The following is a 20,898-nucleotide window of genomic DNA, read 5'->3' as shown; positions in this document are numbered from 1 at the left end:
CTGAGACGGAATGGTCGGGGAGACAGGATTCGAACCTGCGGCCCTCTGCTCCCAAAGCAGATGCGCTACCGGGCTGCGCTACTCCCCGACCGGCCCGTCAGGCCACGGCATATGCGATGGTGGTAGGCCTGGCAGGATTCGAACCCGCGACCTAGCCGTTATGAGCGGCCAGCTCTAACCGCTGAGCTACAGGCCCAGTGCACCGCATGTGCTGCCGGTGCGCCTAGCTTGGGTAGGCCCCGCAGGCAAGCTGCGTCTGCTGTCCGACCAGCTTTGTCACCAGCCGCCGGGCTCCTGTTGCAATCGCCTTCGGTTGCGGGCATGGACAACTTTGTTACCCGCACCCATGTGCAGACGCGTGTTAACTTCCAATCCGACATGGTTGCGAGGCTGAGAGAGGGACTGATGGCGACGCTCGATTCGATCGATCGCAAGCTGCTTGCTGAATTGCAGGCAGAAGGCAGAGTGACCAATGTCGACCTGGCGAAGCGTGTCGGCCTGACTGCCCCGCCCTGCCTGCGCCGTGTGCGCGGGCTGGAACTTGCAGGGGTCATCCGCGGCTACCATGCCGATCTCGATGCCTCCAAGCTGGGCTTCGCCATCACGGTCTTTGCCATGGTTAGCCTGAAGAGCCAGGCGGAGGAAGATCTGCGCGCGTTCGAGGATCACATCCGGCTGCTGCCGGAAGTGCGCGAGTGCCACATGCTGAATGGCGAGATCGATTTCATCCTGAAGATCGTCAGCCACGATCTGCAGAGCTTCCAGGAATTCCTGACCAGCAAGCTGACGCCGGCGCCCAACGTCGCCAGCGTCAAGACCTCGCTGACCATCCGCACCGCCAAGAACGAGCCGGGCGTACCTTTCGATTGAAGGGCCGCCCGGTCGTACCTGTCAGCGATCGCGCCGGGCGAGCCAGTCTTCCAGCCACTTGATCGAGTAGTTGCCGCTCAGCACGTCATCTTCGTGCAGCAAGGCGTTGTGGAGGGGGATGTTGGTCTTCACCCCCTCGATCACCATTTCCTCGAGCGCGCGCCGCAAGCGCATGATGCAACCTTCGCGTGTCCGGCCGTACACGATCAGCTTGGCGATCATGCTGTCATAGTAGGGCGGAATGGAATAGCCGGCATACAGCCCGCTATCCACGCGCACATGCATGCCGCCCGCTGCATGATAGGCGGTCACCTTGCCCGGTGACGGGGCGAAGGTGAACGGATCCTCGGCATTGATCCGGCACTCGATCGCATGGCCGGTGAAGGTGATCTCGTCCTGCGTCACTGACAGCGGCTTGCCTTCCGCGACCCGGATCTGCTCCCGCACCAGGTCGACGCCGGTGATTGCCTCCGTCACGGGATGCTCCACCTGCAGGCGCGTGTTCATCTCGATGAAGTAGAACTCGCCGTTCTCCCACAGAAACTCGATCGTGCCCGCACCGCGATAGCCCATATCGGCCATCGCCTTGGCGACGATCCCGCCCATGCGGGAGCGATCCTCTTCGGACAGGATGGGGGAGGGCGCCTCCTCCAGCACCTTCTGGTGCCGCCGCTGCAACGAACAGTCACGCTCGCCCAGGTGGATCGCGTTGCCCTTGCCGTCGCCGAATACCTGAAACTCGATGTGCCGCGGGTTGCCGAGATATTTCTCGAGATAGACGGTGTCATCACCGAACGCGGACTTGGCCTCGTTCTTGGCCTGACGGATCAGGCTTTCCAGCATGTCCGGGCCAGGCACGACCTTCATGCCACGGCCTCCGCCGCCGCTCGCCGCCTTCACCAGTACGGGATAGCCGATCTCCTCGGCAACGCGCGCTGCCTCCTCGACCGTCTCGACCGCGCCGGCAGAACCTGGCACCAGTGGCAGGCCGAGCGCACCGGCGGTACGCTTGGCTTCCACCTTGTCGCCCATGGTGCGGATATGCTCGGGCTTGGGCCCGATCCAGGCGAGGCCGTGCGCTTCCACGATCTCCGCAAACTGCGCATTCTCGGACAGGAAGCCGTACCCCGGATGGATCGCGTCCGCGCCGGTGATCTCGGCCGCGGCGATGATCGCTGCCGTGTTCAGGTAACTCTCGGTGGCGGAGGGCGGTCCGATGCAGACGGCGTGATCGGCCAGGCGAACATGCATCGCCTCCGCATCGGCGGTTGAATGCACCGCCACGGTCTCGATGCCCATCTCGTGCGCGGCGCGGTGGATGCGCAACGCGATCTCTCCGCGGTTGGCGATCAGGATGCGGGAAATGGCCATCTGTTCAGCCGATCACCATCAGCGGCTGATCGAATTCGATCGGCTGGGCATTGGTGATCAGGATCTCGCGTACAACACCTTCCTTTGTGGCGGTAATCGGGTTCATCACCTTCATCGCCTCCACGATGAGCAGCGTGTCGCCCGGCTTGACCGTGTCACCGACCTTCACGAACTGTTCCGAACCCGGCTCCGGCGACAGATAGGCGGTGCCTACCATCGGGGAGCGCAAGGCATTGGACATGTCGGGCGCTGCCTCAGCCGGTGCCGTGCCTGCCGGCGCACCGGTCAGGGCCGGGGCCACATAGGACGGGGCCGCAGATGCAACCTGCATCGGCGCTGCGGCCATCATGTTCTGGCGTACGACGCGGATGCGCCGCGCACCTTCTTCAACCTCGATTTCGGTCAGGCCGGTATCGACCAGCAACTCCGCCAGTTCGCGCACCAGCGTGCTGTCGATCTTCATCGCGGGGCCGGCAGTGTCACCGCTGCTATCTGCCACCATGGGTCCTCCAAGCTTCAAACTCATAAACGGCGCCCTATGGGATCAGCCATCCGGCAAAGCAAGGGTCGGCAGCCCCGGGAGACACGCCCTTCGCCTTACCAGCGGCTGATTGCCTGCAGCGCCAGTTCGTAGCCTAGCGCTCCCAGGCCGGCGATCGTTCCCTTGCACGCCATCCCGACATAGCTGCGGTGGCGGAAGGCCTCACGGGTGTGGGGGTTGGACAGGTGCACCTCCACGACGGGGGTGCGCACAGCCTTTATCGCATCGTGCAGTCCGATGCTGGTATGGGTCAGCGCGCCGGCATTCAGGATCACGCCCCTGGCCTCACGGGCCTGCGCCTCGTGTAGCCAATCGATCAGATGGCCTTCATGATTGGACTGGCGCAGATCGACGGTGAGCCCGAGCGGCCGGGCGAGGTCGTCAAGCCGGCCGGCGATGTCGTCGAGCGTGTCGGAGCCATAGATGTCCGGCTCCCGCGTACCGAGCAGGTTGAGGTTGGGCCCGTTCAGGACAAAAACGATCTGGCTCAAGCAGCAACTCCCCGGCATGTCTGGCAACAATGATCGCCATAGCGCCGGGGAGGAGGAAGGGTAAGGCTAAGCGCGCCGGCTCATTGCGCGGGACCCTTGGCCTTGCCCCACTGGCGGGCCGCGGTGTAGCCGAGGTAGCCGGTGCCGAACAGGACGTAAAGCTCTTCCGGCAAGCCGTTCAGATAGGTGTTCATGCCACGGGCGATGCCGTCCGCCATGTCGGGGCGAAAGGCGGACAGGACCCCCATCGGGATCGCCATCAGGATCATGATGTACATGACATAGAGGAAGGACGGACGGGCCCGGCTGGTCCAGGGATCCCGGGACTCGGCCTCGGCCACGATGGCCGAAAGGCGCGAGCGGATCGCCTCCAGCTCTTGGGTACCTTCCAGCTTCAGCAGTTCCAGCTTGGCGCGCGCCTGCGCCTCCTTGTCTGGGATGATCTTGTCGATCAGCGAGGCGATCGGCGAGATGAGGGCTTCGAAAACAGCCATGCACTTGCTCCGGATGTGAGTCGGAGCTGCCGAATGAACCAGATTGGTTTGTGTAGGAAAGGTGCTTTGCCGCGCCGACGCACATCGCGCCGCATGGCTGGCGCGCATCGATCGGCAAAGAGAGGGGGGTTGCCACTGGTCGGGACGAGAGGATTCGAACCTCCGACCCCCACACCCCCAGTGTGATGCGCTACCAGGCTGCGCTACGTCCCGATCCAGTGGAAGCGGGCGTATAGGCGCGGCTTTTGGATGTGGCAAGTGCGGGCGGACAGCCACCTGCAACTCCGCCGCTTTCCCCGTTCATTGCACGTCAGATGCATTGCTGCTACGCGCCGCGGCCACTTATCGGGCGCAGGCCGGCAGGTCTTTGCCCGACGTCCGGCACCTTGGTGCCGCCACAATCGCAAATGGATCGAACATACGATGCTTGACCTACTTGCCGCCGGTGCGGGCGGTTCGGTGCCGCCGGGATGGCTTCAGTTCTTGCCGATCATCGGCATGGTCGCGATCTTCTGGTTCCTGATCATCCGCCCGCAGATGAAGCGGCAGAAGGATCACCAGACCAAGATCGCATCCGTGAAGCGCGGCGACCAGATCGTCACCGCCGGCGGGATCATCGGCAAGGTCATCCGCGTGGAAGACGACGCAGCCGAGGTCGAGATCGCGCAAGGGGTGCGCGTCCGTGTGGTGAAGGCAACGATCGGCGACATCATGGCGCCGGGCGGCAAGCCGGCGAACGATTGAACCGGACGGAACACTGATGCTCGACTTTCCGCCTTGGAAGCGCGCCTGGCTGTGGAGCCTCACCGTGCTTGGCCTGCTATGCGCCGTGCCCAGCCTTGTGGCACTGGCCGGCGGCAGCCTGCCCGCATGGATGCCCAGCCGAACGGTCAATCTGGGACTGGATCTCGCCGGCGGGTCGCACATCATGCTGGAGGCCGAAGCCAGCCAGGTGGCGGCGCAACGGCTCCAGACCATGGAGGAAAGCGTCCGCGACACGCTGCGGCAGGCGACCCCGCGCATCCGTCATGGCGACATCTCCACCAGTGGCGGACGGCTGACCTTCATGCTGGAGGATCCCGGCCAGGTCGATGCCGCGCGCGGCCTGCTGGAACCGCTGACCACAGGCGCAGGCCTGACCGGCCAGCGCGACTGGACCATAGAGGTCGTTGACGGCACCCGCTTCGTGTTGACCCAGACGAAGGCCGGCCTGGAGGTCGCAACATCGCAGGCGATGGACAGCGCCACGGAAGTGGTGCGCAAGCGCATCGACGCGCTTGGGACGCGCGAGCCGACGATCATCCGCCAAGGCGCGAACCGCATCGTGGTGCAGGTTCCTGGCCTGGAAGATCCCGAAGCGCTGAAGGAATTGCTGGGGCAGACTGCGAACCTCGAGTTCAGGCTTGTCGATACCACGGCCCTGCCGTCCGACGTTGCCCAGGGCATTGCGCCTCCGGGCAGCGAGATCGTGCCCTATGCCGCAGATTCGCAGACCGCCGGCGGTCTGGCGCTGCGGCGGCTGGGCGGTATCCGCGGCGACTCGTTGACCAACGCACAGCAGACCTTCGATCCGCAGAACAACACGCCGGTTGTCAGTATCTCCTTCGATCCGCAGGGCGCCCAACGCTTCGCGCGACTGACCACGGAAAACGTCAATCGACAGTTCGCCATCGTGCTCGATGGTGAGATCCTGTCTGCCCCGACGATCAACGAACCGATCCTGGGCGGCACGGCGCAGATCTCCGGCAACTTCACGACCGAGAGCGCCAACCAGCTGGCGATCTCGCTGAACTCGGGCGCGTTGCCGGTCGAACTGACGGTAGTGGAGGAGCGGACCGTTCGCGCAGAGCTGGGGGCTGATTCGATCGGCAAGGGGGCTATCGCCATCGCGGTGGGCACCATCGCGCTCGTGCTGTTCATCTTCGCCACCTACGGCCCGCGTTTCGGCCTGTATGCCAATGCCGCAGTCGTCATCAACGTCCTGATCATCCTGGGTATCATGGCGGTGATGGGTGCTACACTGACGCTGCCAGGCATCGCAGGCTTCGTGCTGACGATCGGTGCGGCGGTGGATGCCAACGTGTTGATCAACGAACGCATCCGGGAGGAACGGGCTCGCGGTCGCAGGCCGGTGCAGGCTGTGGAAAGCGGCTATCGCGAGGCAAGCCGCGCGATCTTCGATGCGAACATCACCAACGTGATCGCTGCCGTGCTGCTGTTCCTGTTCGGCAGCGGGCCGGTGAAGGGCTTCGCCGTCGTGCTGGTGATCGGCATCATCACCTCCGTATTCACCGCCGTGACCCTGACCCGCATGTGGGTCGCCGGCTGGCTGCGCCGTGCGCGGCCGACCGATCTCGTGCTGTAAGGCGGCCCGCGATGAAACTGCTGAAGCTAGTCCCCGACAATACCAACATCCACTTCCTGCGGTGGCAATGGCCGTTCTTCATCGTCAACGTGCTGGCGATGCTGGGCGCGGCGGCGCTGCTGTTCACCAACGGGCTGAACCTGGGGATCGATTTCGTCGGCGGCCAGATGATCCGCACGACCTTCACCCAGAGCGCGGAAGCACCCGTCACCGAGCTGCGCGAGGAGATCGACGCACTCGGCTTCGGGGAGCCGGTGATCCAGGCCTTTGGCGAGCCGAACGAGATCTCCATCCGCATGCGCCTGCCCGACGGGGCGGACACGCAGCCGGAACTGTCGGCGCAGATGACCAACGCCGTGACGGCGGTGATCCGGGCCAATCATCCGGATGCACGGATCGACGGCGTCGATGCGGTGTCGGGCCGCGTGTCCGGCGAACTGTTCGAGACCAGCATCCTGGCGCTGGTGCTCGCCTCCATCGCCATCTCGATCTACATCTGGGTGCGGTTCGAGTGGCAATTCGGTGTCGGCGCATTGTTCGCGCTGGTGCAGGACGTGCTGCTGACTGTCGGCATGTTCTCGCTGACGCAGTGGGAGTTCGACCTCAACATCGTGGCCGCGCTGCTGACGCTGATCGGCTATTCGCTGAACGACAAGATCGTGGTCTATGATCGCATTCGCGAGAACCTGAAGAAGTATCGCCGGATGCCGCTGCCCGAGCTGCTCGACCTGTCCGTTAATGAAACCCTCTCGCGCACCATCGTCACGTCGCTGTCGCTGCTGATCACGCTGGTTGCGCTGCTGGTGCTTGGGCCGGACGTGATCTTCGGCTTCACTGCCGCGATCACGCTGGGCATCTTCATCGGGGTCTATTCGTCCATCTTCATGTCGGCGCCGTTCCTGATCTGGCTGGGCGTGACGTCGGACAGCTTCGTGCCGAAGGAAAGCGCGGCCGACCGGCAGGCGCGCAAGGCGATGGGCAGGGCCGAGCCCTGACCGTCGCCTGAGGGTCACAGGCGGCGGACGAGCATCTCCGCCACCGCGATCCAGGGCGGGTTGTCGACGACGACCTGCAACTGACCGGCGAAGGGAGGCAGCAGGCCGATCTTGCTGCCTTCCCGGTTGATCAGCCGCCCGAAGGCGAAGCGCCCGCCGGAGCGCGGGCACAGCACGTCGCGATTGACGAGCCGTCCCGCATCCTCGGGCTTGTGCTGGCGCAGCCAAACCTGATCGCCGGCGCGGTACTCGCCCTGTGTCGCCTCGATCGCCAGGCAGATCAGCGGCGCTTCCCCGCCAAGCGCAGTCGGCAGGATCGCATCGCGCGGCTTGCCCAGAGCCTCCGCGCCGTTCTCCGTCAACCGGGCCACGATCTGCGGCTGTTCCGCCGCGGCGCTGCCGCGCACCAGCAGGTTCGGTTCCACGTCCAGCGCAGCCGCGATCGTGTTCATCCAGTCCAGGCTGAGCTTGCGCGTGCCCGTTTCCAGCCGGCCGATCGTCTGCGCGGTGGTCGGCGGGTCGCACGCCGCAGCCACCTGGGCCAGCGTCAGGGCCTTCTCCTTCCGGATGTCGCGGATGCGGTTGATCATATCTCGTCCCGGAAAATGCTAACCTGATTGGTTTTCCGTTTTCCTACAGGCCAACGCATTTGGCAACCCGGTCGCATCGAACGACAGGGGAGTCGCAGTCCATGATGCAGCAGGAACTGGTGACGCGCGAGATGACCAGCGAAGGCCCGGTGCGCGGCCGCAAGGTCGGCGCGCGGGGCGCGGGCACGAAGAAGCGCAGCGTCACCGTCAACATCGCAGAATCGCCGCTCACCTGGCTGCACGCGCATGGCCACCTGGAAGACCGGCTGTACGAGGCGGGCGAGCGGTTGCGGGCGGATTGGGAGCGGGCCCAGCTTGGCCCGAACATCACGATGAGCTGGGACGTGGTGCGGATCCGCGGCACGGGCGATGCCGGCCTGTCCGCGACGGAGCGGCAGATCGCTGCCAAGCGCCGGTTCGGCGAAGCCTGCGACAGCGCCGGCAAGGGGCTGCAGGACATCCTGTGGCGCGTGGTCTGCAGCGGCGAGACGTTGCCAATCGCAGAGAAGGCACTGGAATGGCCGGCACGCAGCGGCAAGCTGGTGCTGAAGCTCGCGCTGGAGCGGGTGGCCGATTACTACCGGATCAGGTGAGAGCGCTGGAGCAGGGGAAGGGCGTTCAGCCCTCCACCTGCTCCGCCAGCGCCAGCCAGCGTTCCTCCGCCGCATCCTTTTCGGCCCGCGTCTGATCCAGCGCGGCGGAGATGCGGGAGAACCTGGCCGGATCGCTGCTGTACAATGCCGGATCGGCCAGCGCGGCCTCGCCCTTGGCGATCAACCCGTCCAGTTCCTCGATCCGGCCGGGCAGCAGGTCATAGTCACGCTGGTCCTTGTAGGTCAGCTTGGTGGCCCGGGGAGGCGGCGGTGGCGGGGGCGCGGCCTGCGCGGTCGCCTTGGCCTTGCCGCCGGCCGGCTGGCGCACCTTGCGCTTAGCCTCCCAGTCCTCGTAGCCGCCGGCCACGATGTCGACATCCCCGCTGCCATCCAGCCCCAGGGTGACGGTGACTGTGCGATCCAGGAAGTCACGATCGTGGCTGACGATCAGCACGGTTCCTTCATAGTCGGCGATGACCTCCTGCAGCAGGTCGAGCGTCTCCAGGTCGAGATCGTTGGTCGGTTCGTCCAGCACCAGCAGGTTTGATGCCTTGGCGAATTCACGCGCCAGCAGCAGGCGGCTGCGCTCCCCGCCCGACAGTACGCCGACCTTCATGTCGACAATGCCCGGATCGAACAGGAACTCCTTGAGGTAGCCCTGCACATGCTTGCGCACGCCGCGCACGTCGATCCAGTCGCCGCCTTCGGCCAGGATCTGCCGCACGGTGCGATCGCCCTGCATCAGCGCACGCTGCTGATCGATCATCACGCCGTTCAGCGTTTTGGCCAGCGTGATCTTGCCGGTATCCGGCTCGATCTCGCCCGTCAGCAGCTTCAGCAGGGTGGTCTTGCCAGCCCCGTTCGACCCGACGACGCCGATGCGATCACCGCGCTGAATGCGCAGGGTGAAGTCACGGATCACAGTGCGGGCGCCGTAGATCTTGCCGACTTCCTCCGCCACGATCACCGATTTGGTCCGCACCTCTTCATCGGTGGCGAGGCCCAGCTTGGCGGTGCCGGCGGGATTGATCATCGCTGCACGGGTGGCGCGCATCTTGTACAGCGCCTCCAGCCGGCCCTGGTTGCGCTTGCGCCGGGCGGTGACGCCACGTTCCAGCCAGTGCGCCTCCAGCTTCAGCCGGGCGTCCAGCCGCTCGGCCGCGCGCGCTTCCTCGGCATAGACCTGTTCTTCCCATGCCTCGTAGCCGCCAAAGCCGATATCCTTGCGCCGCATCGATCCGCGATCAAGCCACAGCGTTGCATTGGTCAGCCGCTTCAGGAAGGTCCGGTCATGGCTGATGGCGATGAACGCCCCGCGATAGCGTTGCAGCCAGCTTTCCAGCCAGTCGATCGCGGCAAGGTCCAGGTGGTTCGTCGGCTCGTCCAGCAACAGCAGGTCGGGCTCCATGGCCAGGGCACGCGCGATCGCCGCCCGGCGCCGCTCGCCCCCGCTCGCCGTGGCGGCGCTGCGTGACAGGTCGATGCCGAGCTGCCCGGCGATCGCATCCACCTCGAACCGGGGCGGTGCGTCGTCGCCGCCGAGTGCGAAGTCCATCAGCGTGTCGTAGCCGCTGAGGTCCGGCTCCTGCTCCAGCATCACGATGCGCGTACCCGGCTGTACCGATCGCGTCCCTTTGTCGGCCTCGATCCGGTCGGCGACGAGTTTCAGCAGCGTGGTCTTGCCCGCGCCGTTGCGGCCGATCAGCGCCAGCTTGTCGCGTGGCCCCACATGCAGGCCGAGGTCGGTGAACAGCCAGCGGCCGCCCTGCTGCAGGGAAAGGTTTTCCCAGGAAAGGATTGGTGCATCTGCCATGTTCAAGGCGGGCACCTAAGGGTTCCGTCTGGCGTAGACAAGCCGTGCACAGGGGCGGCCGCCATGGCCGTACCGAGTTCATGACCCGCTCATCCGCCGGGCGGCAGCAGACGTGCAGCAATGACAAAGGAGTGTTTCGCGATGAAGATGTTCATACCCGCCGCAGGGTTCATGGCGAGCGCCATGGCCGCCGCCGCAATAACCAACGCGCCGGTGCAGGCAGCGGAGGTGCAGATCGCCGCGAGCGGCCCGGTGGTGGAGCTGACGGTGACGGAGAATGTCGAGGCCGAGCCCGACGAGGTGACCATCGGTGCCGGCGTGACCAGCGAGGCGCCGACGGCGGTGGAAGCCTTGCGCGGCAATTCGGCGCAGATGGAGCAGGTGATCGCCCGGTTGCGGCAGCTGCGCGTGCCGGCGAACAACATCCAGACCGCCGGCATCAGCCTGGGCGCACGCTATGATTACGACCAGACAGCGCAGCGACAGGTATTCCGCGGCTATTCTGCGTCAAACCGGGTGAGCGTGAAGCTGGACGGGGTCGATCGTGTCGGCGAAGTGCTGGATGCGCTGGTCGCCGCCGGTGCCACCGACCTGTCCGGGCCGGACTTCACCATCGCGGACGATACGGCCGCCCGGGCGCAGGCACGGCAGGCAGCGATGCAGACAGCGATGGCGCAGGCGAAGGAATATGCGCGCATGGCGGGTTATTCCGACGTCCGATTGCTGAAGCTGGAAGAAGGGATCGCGCCGGGCATGCCGCAGCCGTTGATGCGCGCGATGGATGTGCAGGCGGTCTCCGCCAAGGCCGCGCCGCCGGTCCAGCCGGGCCTGGTGCAGGCCGGTGTCACGATCGTCACCACGTTCGAACTGACACGCTGATGCAACACAGGCAGGCCGGCCTTTCTGAGGCCGGTCTGTCGGAAACATTCAGTTCTTGTTCAATGGCCTGCGTCCAGTCACTATCGGGTCATGCGAACTTGCCCCGCCTCGCTTCTTGCAGCCGCTGCCATTACCCTGCTGCCGGTGATCCCGGTCGCTGCCTCCGCCCAGTCGCGGGAGGACCAGCAGAACGTGCGCACGCACATGCAGGCCGGCCGGGTCATGTCCGTGCGCGAGATCGAGCGCCGGATCATTCCGCAGATGCGCGGCAACGAATATCTCGGCTTCGAATATGACGGGGTTGCCACGGCCTATCGCCTGAAGTTCATCAAGGACGGGCAGGTCGTGTGGGTGGACGTGGATGCGCGCACCGCCCGGGTGCTGCGCGTGTCCCGCTGAGGCGGGCCTTAGTTGCCAGCGGGAAACAGCCGGGTTGTTGACGCGTTCCCCTCCAAAGCCCAGAGCAGTTCCGGGGTCAACCGCAGGGAAACTTACATGCGCATCCTGATCGTCGAGGACGAACCGACGCTGGGGCAACAGCTGAAGACCACGCTGGAGCAGACCGGCTATGCGGTGGATCTGTCCGTCGATGGCGAGGACGGGCATTTCCTGGGCTCGACCGAGGAATATGACGCCGTGATCCTGGATCTCGGCCTGCCCGAGATCGACGGACTGACCGTGCTGGGCATGTGGCGGCGGGAGGGGCGCAAGTTCCCCGTGCTGGTGCTGACCGCGCGCGACAGCTGGAGCGACAAGGTCGCGGGGCTGGATGCCGGTGCTGACGACTATCTGGCCAAGCCGTTCCAGACGGAGGAGCTGATCGCCCGCCTGCGCGCACTGATCCGCCGCGCCACGGGCAATGCCAGCAGCGAGCTGATCGCCGGCGGCGTGCGGCTGGACACGCGGAGCGGACGCGTCACCCTATCGGGCGAGCCGGTCAAGCTGACCGCGCAGGAATACAAGCTGCTGAGCTACCTGATGCACCACAAGGGCAAGGTGGTCAGCCGCACCGAGCTGATCGAGCATATCTACGATCAGGATTTCGACCGGGATTCCAATACGATCGAGGTGTTCGTGACGCGCATCCGCAAGAAGCTGGGTGCCGATGTCATCACCACCATCCGCGGCCTTGGCTACAGCCTCGACGATCCCGACGCCCCGCGCGGATGATCCGCCGGGCGTGGCGCCGGACAGCGGTGCCGCGCCGGCGGTGACAGCCACGGAGGGCGGCGCGCAGCCACAGACGGGCAGCCTCGCCCGGCGCATGCTGCTGATCGCGGCCGCGTGGATCGGCGTGCTGCTGCTGCTGGGCGGGGTGGCGCTGGATCGCACGATCAATTCCCTGCTGACCGACCAGTTCGACGAACAGCTGGAATATGTGCTGACCAGCATGATCGGTTCGGCCGAGATCGGGCCGGAGGGCGAGGTCTATTTCAACCGCGCGCTCGGGGACCAGCGGTTTCTCGAGCCCAATAGCGGGCTGTACTGGCAGATCAGCGGGGACGGGCACGAAAGCTGGCCGTCCCGGTCGCTGTGGGATCGCACGCTGGAGCTGTCTGGCGAGCGGCATGATTATCGCCCGCGCTATTACAACACGGAACAGTTCGAGGAAGAGCCGCTGCGGGTGGTGGAGCGAACCCTGCGCCTGCCCGGCAGCAATACCGAGTGGCAGTTTGCCGTCGCGGCTGCCCGGGGCGAGCTGGATGCTCAGATTGCCGACAGCCGCGCCATCCTGGTGTGGAGTTTCGTGGTTCTGGGCGTGGGCCTGTTCTGCATGGTGGCGTTGCAGACCTGGTACGGGCTGGTGCCGCTGCGCCGGGTGCGCAAGGCGATTGCCCGCATCCGCACGACCGGGGCCAATCGCGTGACGGATCCCCTGCCGCAGGAAGTACAGCCGATGGTGGAGGAGCTGAACGCCCTGCTGGCGCATACCGACCGGCAGGCAGAGGAGGCGCGTACCCACGCCGGCAACCTGGCCCATGCGCTGAAGACGCCACTGACCGTGCTGACCAATGCGGCCAGCGCCGGGGCACCCGACCTGAACGAAGCCGTGCTGCGCGAGGTGGCGACGATGCGGCGGCATGTCGACCACCATCTCGCCCGCGCCCGTGCGCTAGGGCGGCGGGCGATCGGCCTGTCCCGGACCAATGTGATGGACAGCGCGCGCGCGGTGGAGCGGGCCGTGGCGCGGCTCTATCCGGCGGTGCGGTTCGACATTGCCGGCTCACCCGCGGCGGAGGTCGCGATCGAGCGGCAGGATCTGGACGAGGTGCTGGGCAACCTGCTGGAGAATGCTGCCAAATATGGCGGGGGCAGCGTGTTCCTGACCGTGGATGCGGAGCCGGGTGGGCCGAACTGCACCATCTGGGTGGAGGATGACGGGCTCGGCATCCCGGAGCAGCAGCGCGACGGCATGTTCGGGCGCGGGGCGCGGCTGGACACCGGCAAGCCCGGCACCGGCCTGGGCCTGGCGATCGTCCGCGATGTCGTCGGCATCTATGGCGGGACGGTGGACCTGGACGAAAGCGAGGATCTGGGCGGCGTGCTGGTGCGCCTGCACCTGCCGCGTGCCGGGCTGCCGGTCTAGCCCGCTTCCGCCTCCGCCGCGGCGTGGCGCTGGTGATGCCGGATAACTTCCTCGATCACGAAGCGGATGAACTTCTCGCTGAATTCGGGATCGAGGTCGGCATCTTCGGCCAGGCTGCGCAACCGTGCGATCTGGCGCGCCTCCCGGTCGGGATCGGCCGGCGGCAGCTGGACGCGCGCCTTGTATTCGCCGACTGCCTGCGTGATGCGGAACCGTTCGGCCAGCATGCACACCAGCGCGGCATCGATGTTGTCGATGGACCGGCGAAAGCCGGCCAGCACCGCATCATTGCCGGCCTGTTCCGGTTGGGCTGCCCGTGCCTGCATTGTCGTCCCTGATCTGCTGGTGTGCCTCACCTGCTAGACAGGGATTCCGCGCTTGCCAAGCAGGGGAACCTTGTCCATCTGCACGGGCATGAGCGCCGAGGTTGTACCGCTGCCCGCCAGAGCACCGTCGCTTGGCCCCATTCTGTCGCTGACGCAGACGTCGATGAATGCGGTCAACCAGATCATCCTGGACCGGATGCAGAGCGAGATCCCGCTGATCCCGGCGCTGGCCGGTCACCTGATCGCCGGCGGGGGCAAGCGCATGCGGCCGATGCTGACGCTGGCGGGTGCCGCGGTGTGCGGTTACCAGGGCACGCGTCATCACCGGCTGGCCGCCGCGGTGGAGTTCATCCATACCTCCACCCTGCTGCATGACGATGTGGTGGACGGGTCGGAAACGCGCCGTGGCCAGTCTACCGCCAATATCGTGTTCGGCAATCCGGCTGCCGTGCTGGTGGGCGACTTCCTGTTCGCCCGCGCCTTCGAACTGATGGTGGAGGATGGCAGCCTGCGCGTGCTGAAGATCCTGAGCTCCGCCAGTGCGATCATCGCGCAGGGCGAGGTGGACCAGCTGGTCGCGCAGCGCCGGATCGAGACGAGCGAGGATCGCTACCTCCATATCATCGGCAGCAAGACCGCCGCCCTGTTCGCCGCCGCCAGCCGCATCGCCGCCGTCGTGGCCGAGACCGGCGACGCGGAGGAGCAGGCGCTTGACGATTATGGCCGCAACCTGGGCATCGCCTTCCAGCTGGTCGACGATGCGATCGATTACGACAGCACGGCCGCGGAGATGGGCAAGGACAAGGGTGACGATTTCCGGGAGGGCAAGATGACCCTGCCGGTGATCCTCGCCTATGCCCGGGGTTCCGACGAGGAACGGCAGTTCTGGCGCGACGCCATCGCCGGCTTCCGCACGGAGGACGAGGATCTGGCGCATGCGGTGACGCTGATCCGCCGCCACGACGCCATCGACGCCACCCGCGAACGGGCCCGCCACTTCGCGGAACGCGCCTGCGATGCCCTGTCGATCTTCCCGGAGAGCAAGGCCCGGGCGGCCATGATCGACGCCGCGCGCTTCGCCGTCAGCCGCGGCTACTGACGCACATCCTCCGCGAAGGTTCGGGGCTGTAGGTCCCCCGTCAGTTTCATCACCAGAGAGACAGAAAACGGCCGGCCCTCGCAGAGAGGACCGGCCGCATTCCTTGTACCCAATGGCCGGGATCAGATACCTACGATGCCGCCATCGGCCTTGGTAATGGCCACCAGGCCGGAGCGGGGACGGCCGGAATTAGTGCCGGCCTGGCTCTGCGGCCAGTTGCTGGTCGGCCGGGTCGCATCGCCCGCCTCGCCGGGATGCTGGATGCCCGCAAACAGCGTGCGCCCGTCCGGTGTGCTGTCCACGCCGGTCAGTTCGCATTCCTGCGGCCCGACCAGGAAGCGCTTGACGGTCGCCGGCGTAGCATTCGCACCCACGATGGTGGCCTGCTGCCGCGTGGTTCCGTTCTGCGCGCGATTGGTGATGGTGCGGGCGCCGCCATCGCCGACCCGGCCCGGGAAGCAGGCCAGCATCTGGTTGTTGGTCCGGTCCAGGATCGCGCCATCATCGGTCTGCAGCCACATCAGCGGGCGGCCCTGGCCGGCCGGGTTGGTGGGGCGGGAGAACCACAGGCCATCCGGGCTGCTGAACGAATTGCTGTCATCCAGGCCGGAGATGTTCACGTTGACCGGGTCGGCATCCACATTGTCGGCACCGAACAAATATATGTCCCAGCGGAACGTGGTGCCGGCACCATTGTCGTCGGTTTCCCGGAGACGGATGATGTGGCCGTTGGGATTGCCGTACTGGTTGGTCGGCTGCGGCGGGGTGGCGGGATCGGGCACCGGCTCGGTCGCGCCCTTCGGATCGTTGTAGTGACGCGGATTGGCCGCGTCTGTCCCGCTGATCGGGCGCAGCGTGGCATTGGAGTTGGTCAGGGTGAGATAGATCTCCCCGTTCGCCGGATTGACGCCGGTCCATTCCGGGCGATCCATCGGGGTCGCACGCACTGCATCTCCGGCAAGCCGCGCATTGACGCAGATGTCGGCCTGGCTGGCGAAGACATATTCCGGATCGGCGCCCGTGGCCGGGCGGTTCGGGGTCTGGCCGAACACCAGCGGCAGCCACTGACCGGTGCCGTCCGCATTGAACCGTGCCGCGTACAGCGTACCCTGGTCCAGATACTTGTCACCGATCGCCAGCGGATCGCTGGCAGTGGCATCGGCCGCCAACCAGTTTTCCCGCGACACGAACTTGTAGAGATACTCGCCGCGGGAATCGTCGCCCATGTAGACGGCGATCGGCCGACCGGCGACCGGCAGGCCGAACCATGCGCCTTCATGGCCGAACCGGCCCAGCGCGGTGCGCTTGCGCGGGGCGGATGCGGGATTGTACTGGTCGAACTCGACGACCCAGCCATACTGGTTGGGCTCGTTCCGGTAATCCTGCGTGGCATCGGCGGCCGTGGCGCGCGCGTCCCACTTGCGGAAGATCGAGTTCTGCGAATTCACCGTCGACCAGGCATAGCTGCCAGTCGAACTGGTCACGCCGTAGCGGCGCAGGCTGACCTGTTCGCCCACGGAGCGGTTGGCGTTGTCGCTGGCTGCGCCGCTGCTGGGGCGGCGGAAGTAGCCGGCCCAGTTTTCTTCGCAGGTCACCACGGTCGACCAGACGCTGACGCCGTTGGCGCAATTGTTGATCGTGCCGCGACCATCCGTTCCGGCCGGGGAGTAGGCGGTGCGCAGCAGATCACTGCCGCGCGCCGGACCGCGCATCACCGTCGGCGTGTTGGGCGTCAGGCGGCGGTTGTAGCGGCTGTCCTGCACCCAGGTCCACTGGCGGTTGCCGGTGTCGCGGATCTCGGTGACGGAGACGCCATGCGCCTCGATCTCCTTGATCGCCTCGCCTTCGGGACGCGGTCCGGTGGACACGTTGGTCGAGCCGTTGACGTGCAGGTACTGGTTGTTGATGTTCTCGTGGTTCTGCACGATCAGCCCGCGGGTGGAGGAGGCGAGATCCTTGTTCCCGGCGGCGTTCAGGCCGAAATAGGCCAGCGCATCATGATGGTCGCCGATACGCTGTGCGAAGTTCGTGTCGGTGCCATCGTTGCGATAGGCCGGCACGCCGGCAGCGATCGGGTCGCCGGTGCGGGTCAGGACCGTCACGTTGTAGCCCGCGGGCACGACAACCACGTCGCTCTGCGACTTGGGCACGGCGGTGAAGGCAAGCTGCGCCGGGGTGACGGTGATCACCGTGCTGTCGGTCGCGGTGACACCGCCACCGGCAGCGCCGTAGGTAAAGGTCAGCGGCGTGTTCTGCGCCACGCCTGGCGAGAGGAAGGTGACGGTCTCGCCAGTGCCGCTCAGCGTCACCGCCGGTCCACCGGTCTGCGCCCATGCCGCCGCGCCCGCACCCGTGGCAGAGCCGGTCAGGGTGACAGTGCGCCCGGCGGAGACGGTTGCATCCTGCCCCGCACTGACGGTCGGCGCAACCGCGTCATCGTCATCGCGGCAGGCGGCCAGCAGCGTGGTGCCGAGGAATGCCGCAACGGAAGCCTGCAGGCTGCCCATGATCGTCTGGCGGCGGCTGAACCGTTCGGCCGCCATGCTTTCCAGCGAACGGCTGCCCATGTTGTTGGTGTCGGTGTCGCCGTCCCAGTAGCCGCGATGATCGAGCTGGTTGTCCATGATGCACTTCCCCGTCCAAGTTGATGGGGTCGCGCTATCGGCGCAGTGTTACATCATTTTGCGATTGGTGAGACAGTTTCGTGACTGCGCGCAAACATCCGCCCCCGGGCGTAGCGGAACACCAGCAGTGTCAGGCTGGCGGCGAGCACGAAGTCCACGAAGGTGCTGTAGAACAGCCAGACATCGGTGCTGGCATAGAGCGCCACCAGATAGTTGAGGCCCGCCATGACCAGGCCCAGCAGGCCGAGCCCGAGGGCCAGCCGGCCTGGATCGACATCGGTATAGGGCAGGTACCGCACCAGCCCCTTGCCCAGGCGATTGCCGCCCAGCAGGCCATCGCCCAGGAACAGACCCGCGCTGATCAGGCCGAGGATGGTGCTACGCATCTTCACGGCCATGTCGTCCTGGAAGATCAGCGCCAGTGCCGCCGACAGCAGCAGCATGACGACGCCGAACATCGCCAGGCCGCCCAGCAGGTCCACCTTCACGAAGCGTTGCACGACCACCAGCGCCAAGCCGATTGCCGCCCCTGCCAGTGCCGCCGTAGTCAGATCAGTCAGCTTGGCGAGCACGTAGAACAGGATGCCGAGGGTGATGTCCACCAGCAGGGGCACCTTGTTGGCGCGGTACCGGCTCATGTCCACATTGGCGTCGGACGCCATCTTGTGGGCACTTTCGGGATAGGCGATCCGCCGGCCGGGATGGCTCTCGTGCACCAGGCTGTCGCCCACCCGCACGGCGATGCCGACATTGACCCAGTTGATATAACCCGCCTCCACCAGCAGCGCCGTACCGTCGGGCAGCGTGGCGGCGAGCCGGTGATTGCGGGTCGCGTCCGCCCCCATGCTGGGCGTGCTGTCGCGGGCGACCACTGCTCCATCCATCGCCAGCTCGCTGTGCATGCCGGCAAAGTCGGCGCGGACCGTCACCTCGCATGACACGCCGCTCGCAACGAAGGGGCGGCGGTATCGGGCAAAGGTCAGGTTCATCGGTCGGCCCTGCAGCAGGAGTGATCAAGGATGGACGAGGTGTTCCGCTGATGCCGCCGCAGCCGCTGCGTCGCGGTCGCGGTCGCGGTCGGCCCGGCTGCGCTTCTCCGCGGCGGTCTTCAGCTGACCGCAGGCCGCGTCGATGTCGCGCCCGCGCGGGGTGCGCACCGGCGCGCTGATGCCGCCTTCGAACACGATGTCCGAGAAGCGGCGGATGCGTTCCGGAGTGGAGCATTCGTAGCCGGAACCCGGCCAGGGATTGAACGGGATCAGGTTGACCTTCGCCGGCAGGTCGTACTTGCGCAGCAGGCGGACAAGCTCGTGCGCGTCCTCGTCGCTGTCGTTCCGGTCCTTCAGCATGACATATTCGAAGGTGATGCGGCGGGCATTGGATGCACCAGGATAAGCGGCGCAGGCGGCCAGCAGATCCTCAATCCCGTATTTCCGGTTGAGCGGCACCAACTCGTCGCGCACTTCCTTGCGCACGCCATGCAGGGAGACGGCCAGGTTGACGCCGATCTCCTGTCCGCACCGCTCCATCATCGGGATCACGCCGCTGGTGGACAGGGTGATCCGGCGCTTGGACAAGGCCAACCCGTCACCATCCATCACCAGCTGCAATGCGTCCCGAACATGGTCGAAATTGTACAGCGGCTCGCCCATGCCCATCATCACGATGTTGGTCAGCAGCCGGCCGTCGGTGGTGTAGCCGCCTTCGTCCTCCACGCCATCGAGCCCGACCATGGTGCCGCGCGGCCATTCGCCCAGGCCATCACGCGCCAGCATGACCTGGCCGACGATCTCGCCCGGCGTCAGGTTGCGGACCAGCCGCATCGTGCCGGTATGACAGAAGGAGCAGTTCAGCGTGCAGCCGACCTGACTGGAGACGCACAGCGTGCCGCGATCGGCGTCGGGGATGAACACCATCTCGAAATCATGGCCGTCGGAGGTACGCAGCAGCCATTTGCGCGTGCCGTCGGTCGAATGCTGCGCCTCGACCACCTCTGGCCGGCCGATGACGAAGCGTTCCGCCAGCCAGGGGCGCATGGTCTTGGCGATGTCGGTCATCGCCTCGAACCCGGTCACTCCGCGATGGTACAGCCAGTGGAACAGCTGGCGCGAGCGCAGTCTGGCCTGCTTGCGATCGAGCCCCGCCTGCTCCAGCAGTTCCGCGATACGCGGGCGCGGCAGACCGACGAGATCGATCCGGCCATCGCCACGCGGCGTGACCTCGCGGGCAACGGGCACCGGATCGAGCGGGCCGGGGATGGGCATCAGGGCAGTGTCTGGCATGATCCGCCGCCATATAAGCCAATCCGGCCGGAAAGCCAATTTGCGCTGCGAAGCTTGCGGTTCCCGCTCCGCCGAAGGCCGGATCAACGGTTCGTCGATGCAGTGTTGCAGTTCATCGACAAAGCTGTTGCTGAAATACAACGCTGCTTTCGTTGTATTAGGTTCATGAAACCGGAGGGGTGTGTCCGACATTCAACGGGTCCGCAGGCCGAGAACAACGGCTGCGCGTTTGGACAGTTGGAGCTACGATTATGTACAAGGGTCTCGCACTTCTCGCCGCCGGTTCGGCCATCGCGCTCGCCGCGCCTGCCACCGCGCAGCAGAACCCGACCTTCACCGGCCCGCGCGTGGAAGCGCTGGTGGGCTACGACATCAACAAGCCCGGCAGCTCGCAGGACATCGACAACGCCGATGACCTGGACCAGTCGATGGAAGGCGCCAGCTACGGCGTGGGCGTGGGCTATGACTTCGCGGCCGGCGGTGCGCTGCTCGGGATCGAGGGCGAGTATACCGGTTCCAGCGCGGAAACCGATTACGACACCGCCGCTGTCGAGACCTTCGGCGTAGGCGCGGTCGAAGCCGGCCGGGATCTGTATGTCGGTCTGCGTGCCGGTATCCTGGCGACTCCGCGCGCCCTGGTGTACGTCAAGGGTGGCTATACCAACGCCAGCTACAACGTGCTGACGCGTGCCGGTGGTGACACGACCGATACCGACATCAACCTCGATGGCTACCGCATCGGCGCCGGTGCGGAATATGCCCTGAGCAACAACCTGTTCCTGAAGGGCGAGTACCGGTACTCGAACTACGGCGACGGCGAAGTGCGCGGCGAAGGCGGGATCCGCAGCGACCGGTTCGACATCGACATGGATCGCCACCAGGTCATGGCCGGCCTCGGCTACCGTTTCTGATCGGCTGATCGATCTTCGGCCATCCAGGCCGGCCATGCGGGCGCGGGGGGCAACCCTCGCGCCCGTT

21 protein-coding genes and 3 tRNA genes are annotated in these 20,898 nt (G+C 66.0%); 11 read left to right on the top strand and 13 right to left on the bottom strand.

Going from position 1 to position 20,898, the window contains the following annotated elements:
* Positions 1 to 11: 11 nt before the first annotated feature.
* Positions 12 to 88, bottom strand: a tRNA-Pro gene (locus PK98_RS05920).
* Between the two features lie 32 nt (positions 89 to 120).
* Positions 121 to 196, bottom strand: a tRNA-Ile gene (locus PK98_RS05915).
* A 209-nt stretch (positions 197 to 405) separates the two neighbouring features.
* Between PK98_RS05915 and PK98_RS05910 the strand changes: the two genes are divergently transcribed.
* Positions 406 to 870, top strand: coding sequence for an Lrp/AsnC family transcriptional regulator (locus PK98_RS05910; protein WP_039094995.1), 465 nt, complete (start codon positions 406 to 408; stop codon positions 868 to 870).
* A 21-nt stretch (positions 871 to 891) separates the two neighbouring features.
* Here PK98_RS05910 and accC read toward each other — a convergent pair whose 3' ends face one another.
* From accC to PK98_RS05885, 5 genes are all read right to left on the bottom strand, one after another.
* Positions 892 to 2,241, bottom strand: a complete 1,350-nt coding sequence (accC, locus tag PK98_RS05905) for an acetyl-CoA carboxylase biotin carboxylase subunit (RefSeq protein WP_039094993.1) — start codon at positions 2,239 to 2,241, stop codon at positions 892 to 894.
* A gap of 4 nt (positions 2,242 to 2,245) precedes the next feature.
* On the bottom strand, positions 2,246 to 2,704 hold the full coding sequence (gene accB / locus PK98_RS05900) for an acetyl-CoA carboxylase biotin carboxyl carrier protein (protein WP_081996156.1): 459 nt from the start codon (positions 2,702 to 2,704) through the stop codon (positions 2,246 to 2,248).
* A gap of 134 nt (positions 2,705 to 2,838) precedes the next feature.
* Complete coding sequence (gene aroQ / locus PK98_RS05895) at positions 2,839 to 3,273, bottom strand: type II 3-dehydroquinate dehydratase (RefSeq protein WP_039094991.1); 435 nt, start codon at positions 3,271 to 3,273, stop codon at positions 2,839 to 2,841.
* Positions 3,274 to 3,353: 80 nt separating this feature from the next.
* Positions 3,354 to 3,767, bottom strand: a complete 414-nt coding sequence (locus PK98_RS05890; protein WP_039094989.1) for a holin family protein — start codon at positions 3,765 to 3,767, stop codon at positions 3,354 to 3,356.
* Positions 3,768 to 3,903: 136 nt separating this feature from the next.
* Positions 3,904 to 3,980, bottom strand: a tRNA-Pro gene (locus tag PK98_RS05885).
* A 36-nt stretch (positions 3,981 to 4,016) separates the two neighbouring features.
* On the opposite strand from PK98_RS05885, the gene yajC reads away from it, so the two are divergent.
* Genes yajC through secF form a run of 3 tightly spaced genes read left to right on the top strand, consistent with a single transcriptional unit; the run spans position 4,017 to position 7,127 of the window.
* A complete protein-coding gene (yajC, locus tag PK98_RS17510) occupies positions 4,017 to 4,511 on the top strand; it encodes a preprotein translocase subunit YajC (protein ID WP_326998650.1) in 495 nt (164 codons plus the stop codon).
* Between the two features lie 16 nt (positions 4,512 to 4,527).
* Complete coding sequence (gene secD, locus PK98_RS05875; protein WP_039094987.1) at positions 4,528 to 6,132, top strand: protein translocase subunit SecD; 1,605 nt, start codon at positions 4,528 to 4,530, stop codon at positions 6,130 to 6,132.
* Between the two features lie 11 nt (positions 6,133 to 6,143).
* Positions 6,144 to 7,127 (top strand): protein translocase subunit SecF, encoded by a 984-nt coding sequence (gene secF, locus PK98_RS05870; RefSeq protein ID WP_039094985.1) that lies wholly within the window; start codon positions 6,144 to 6,146, stop codon positions 7,125 to 7,127.
* 14 nt (positions 7,128 to 7,141) lie between these two features.
* Here secF and PK98_RS05865 read toward each other — a convergent pair whose 3' ends face one another.
* Positions 7,142 to 7,717: a helix-turn-helix domain-containing protein gene (locus PK98_RS05865; RefSeq protein WP_039094983.1), complete on the bottom strand. Its 576-nt coding sequence runs from the start codon at positions 7,715 to 7,717 to the stop codon at positions 7,142 to 7,144.
* A gap of 104 nt (positions 7,718 to 7,821) precedes the next feature.
* Between PK98_RS05865 and PK98_RS05860 the strand changes: the two genes are divergently transcribed.
* Entirely contained in the window at positions 7,822 to 8,310 is a 489-nt protein-coding gene (locus PK98_RS05860; protein WP_039096301.1) for a DUF6456 domain-containing protein, read from the top strand.
* A 25-nt stretch (positions 8,311 to 8,335) separates the two neighbouring features.
* On the opposite strand, the gene PK98_RS05855 is transcribed toward PK98_RS05860, so the two are convergent.
* Entirely contained in the window at positions 8,336 to 10,123 is a 1,788-nt protein-coding gene (locus PK98_RS05855) for an ABC-F family ATP-binding cassette domain-containing protein (protein ID WP_039096300.1), read from the bottom strand.
* Between the two features lie 141 nt (positions 10,124 to 10,264).
* On the opposite strand from PK98_RS05855, the gene PK98_RS05850 reads away from it, so the two are divergent.
* From PK98_RS05850 to PK98_RS05835, 4 genes are all read left to right on the top strand, one after another.
* Positions 10,265 to 11,002 (top strand): SIMPL domain-containing protein, encoded by a 738-nt coding sequence (locus PK98_RS05850; RefSeq protein ID WP_039094981.1) that lies wholly within the window; start codon positions 10,265 to 10,267, stop codon positions 11,000 to 11,002.
* A gap of 90 nt (positions 11,003 to 11,092) precedes the next feature.
* A complete protein-coding gene (locus PK98_RS05845; protein ID WP_039094979.1) occupies positions 11,093 to 11,401 on the top strand; it encodes a PepSY domain-containing protein in 309 nt (102 codons plus the stop codon).
* Positions 11,402 to 11,497: 96 nt separating this feature from the next.
* The gene (locus tag PK98_RS05840) at positions 11,498 to 12,172 is read left to right on the top strand and encodes a response regulator transcription factor (RefSeq protein WP_039094977.1); all 675 of its coding nucleotides are present in this window, start codon (positions 11,498 to 11,500) and stop codon (positions 12,170 to 12,172) included.
* Complete coding sequence (locus tag PK98_RS05835) at positions 12,108 to 13,589, top strand: sensor histidine kinase (RefSeq protein WP_081996049.1); 1,482 nt, start codon at positions 12,108 to 12,110, stop codon at positions 13,587 to 13,589. Before PK98_RS05840 ends, PK98_RS05835 begins: the two co-directional genes overlap by 65 nt.
* Here the strand turns inward: PK98_RS05835 and PK98_RS05830 are convergent.
* Positions 13,586 to 13,915, bottom strand: a complete 330-nt coding sequence (locus PK98_RS05830) for a chorismate mutase (RefSeq protein ID WP_039094975.1) — start codon at positions 13,913 to 13,915, stop codon at positions 13,586 to 13,588. The genes PK98_RS05835 and PK98_RS05830 overlap by 4 nt on opposite strands.
* Positions 13,916 to 14,003: 88 nt before the next feature.
* Between PK98_RS05830 and PK98_RS05825 the strand changes: the two genes are divergently transcribed.
* A complete protein-coding gene (locus PK98_RS05825) occupies positions 14,004 to 15,014 on the top strand; it encodes a polyprenyl synthetase family protein (protein ID WP_039094973.1) in 1,011 nt (336 codons plus the stop codon).
* 122 nt (positions 15,015 to 15,136) lie between these two features.
* On the opposite strand, the gene PK98_RS05820 is transcribed toward PK98_RS05825, so the two are convergent.
* The 3 genes from PK98_RS05820 to rlmN are packed head-to-tail and all read right to left on the bottom strand — an operon-like array spanning position 15,137 to position 19,920.
* Complete coding sequence (locus PK98_RS05820) at positions 15,137 to 17,638, bottom strand: PhoX family protein (protein WP_039094971.1); 2,502 nt, start codon at positions 17,636 to 17,638, stop codon at positions 15,137 to 15,139.
* 53 nt (positions 17,639 to 17,691) lie between these two features.
* The gene (locus tag PK98_RS05815; protein WP_039094969.1) at positions 17,692 to 18,627 is read right to left on the bottom strand and encodes a septation protein IspZ; all 936 of its coding nucleotides are present in this window, start codon (positions 18,625 to 18,627) and stop codon (positions 17,692 to 17,694) included.
* Positions 18,628 to 18,651: 24 nt separating this feature from the next.
* On the bottom strand, positions 18,652 to 19,920 hold the full coding sequence (gene rlmN, locus PK98_RS05810) for a 23S rRNA (adenine(2503)-C(2))-methyltransferase RlmN (protein ID WP_039096298.1): 1,269 nt from the start codon (positions 19,918 to 19,920) through the stop codon (positions 18,652 to 18,654).
* 251 nt (positions 19,921 to 20,171) lie between these two features.
* Between rlmN and PK98_RS05805 the strand changes: the two genes are divergently transcribed.
* A complete protein-coding gene (locus tag PK98_RS05805; protein WP_039094968.1) occupies positions 20,172 to 20,831 on the top strand; it encodes an outer membrane protein in 660 nt (219 codons plus the stop codon).
* The last annotated feature ends 67 nt before the right edge of the window (positions 20,832 to 20,898 follow it).

Source organism: Croceibacterium mercuriale (assembly GCF_000802385.1).
GTDB lineage: Bacteria > Pseudomonadota > Alphaproteobacteria > Sphingomonadales > Sphingomonadaceae > Croceibacterium > Croceibacterium mercuriale.
This window is presented reverse-complemented; position numbering and strand designations above follow the sequence as displayed.

Coding starts and splice junctions, on each gene's coding strand:
- PK98_RS05910 (WP_039094995.1), top strand. CDS start 406: ATGGCGACGCTCGATTCGATCGATCGCAAGCTGCTTGCTGAATTGCAG.
- accC (WP_039094993.1), bottom strand. CDS start 2,241: ATGGCCATTTCCCGCATCCTGATCGCCAACCGCGGAGAGATCGCGTTG.
- accB (WP_081996156.1), bottom strand. CDS start 2,704: ATGAAGATCGACAGCACGCTGGTGCGCGAACTGGCGGAGTTGCTGGTC.
- PK98_RS05890 (WP_039094989.1), bottom strand. CDS start 3,767: ATGGCTGTTTTCGAAGCCCTCATCTCGCCGATCGCCTCGCTGATCGAC.
- yajC (WP_326998650.1), top strand. CDS start 4,017: ATGTGGCAAGTGCGGGCGGACAGCCACCTGCAACTCCGCCGCTTTCCC.
- secD (WP_039094987.1), top strand. CDS start 4,528: ATGCTCGACTTTCCGCCTTGGAAGCGCGCCTGGCTGTGGAGCCTCACC.
- secF (WP_039094985.1), top strand. CDS start 6,144: ATGAAACTGCTGAAGCTAGTCCCCGACAATACCAACATCCACTTCCTG.
- PK98_RS05865 (WP_039094983.1), bottom strand. CDS start 7,717: ATGATCAACCGCATCCGCGACATCCGGAAGGAGAAGGCCCTGACGCTG.
- PK98_RS05860 (WP_039096301.1), top strand. CDS start 7,822: ATGCAGCAGGAACTGGTGACGCGCGAGATGACCAGCGAAGGCCCGGTG.
- PK98_RS05855 (WP_039096300.1), bottom strand. CDS start 10,123: ATGGCAGATGCACCAATCCTTTCCTGGGAAAACCTTTCCCTGCAGCAG.
- PK98_RS05850 (WP_039094981.1), top strand. CDS start 10,265: ATGAAGATGTTCATACCCGCCGCAGGGTTCATGGCGAGCGCCATGGCC.
- PK98_RS05845 (WP_039094979.1), top strand. CDS start 11,093: ATGCGAACTTGCCCCGCCTCGCTTCTTGCAGCCGCTGCCATTACCCTG.
- PK98_RS05840 (WP_039094977.1), top strand. CDS start 11,498: ATGCGCATCCTGATCGTCGAGGACGAACCGACGCTGGGGCAACAGCTG.
- PK98_RS05835 (WP_081996049.1), top strand. CDS start 12,108: ATGTCATCACCACCATCCGCGGCCTTGGCTACAGCCTCGACGATCCCG.
- PK98_RS05830 (WP_039094975.1), bottom strand. CDS start 13,915: ATGCAGGCACGGGCAGCCCAACCGGAACAGGCCGGCAATGATGCGGTG.
- PK98_RS05825 (WP_039094973.1), top strand. CDS start 14,004: ATGAGCGCCGAGGTTGTACCGCTGCCCGCCAGAGCACCGTCGCTTGGC.
- PK98_RS05820 (WP_039094971.1), bottom strand. CDS start 17,638: ATGGACAACCAGCTCGATCATCGCGGCTACTGGGACGGCGACACCGAC.
- PK98_RS05815 (WP_039094969.1), bottom strand. CDS start 18,627: ATGAACCTGACCTTTGCCCGATACCGCCGCCCCTTCGTTGCGAGCGGC.
- rlmN (WP_039096298.1), bottom strand. CDS start 19,920: ATGCCAGACACTGCCCTGATGCCCATCCCCGGCCCGCTCGATCCGGTG.
- PK98_RS05805 (WP_039094968.1), top strand. CDS start 20,172: ATGTACAAGGGTCTCGCACTTCTCGCCGCCGGTTCGGCCATCGCGCTC.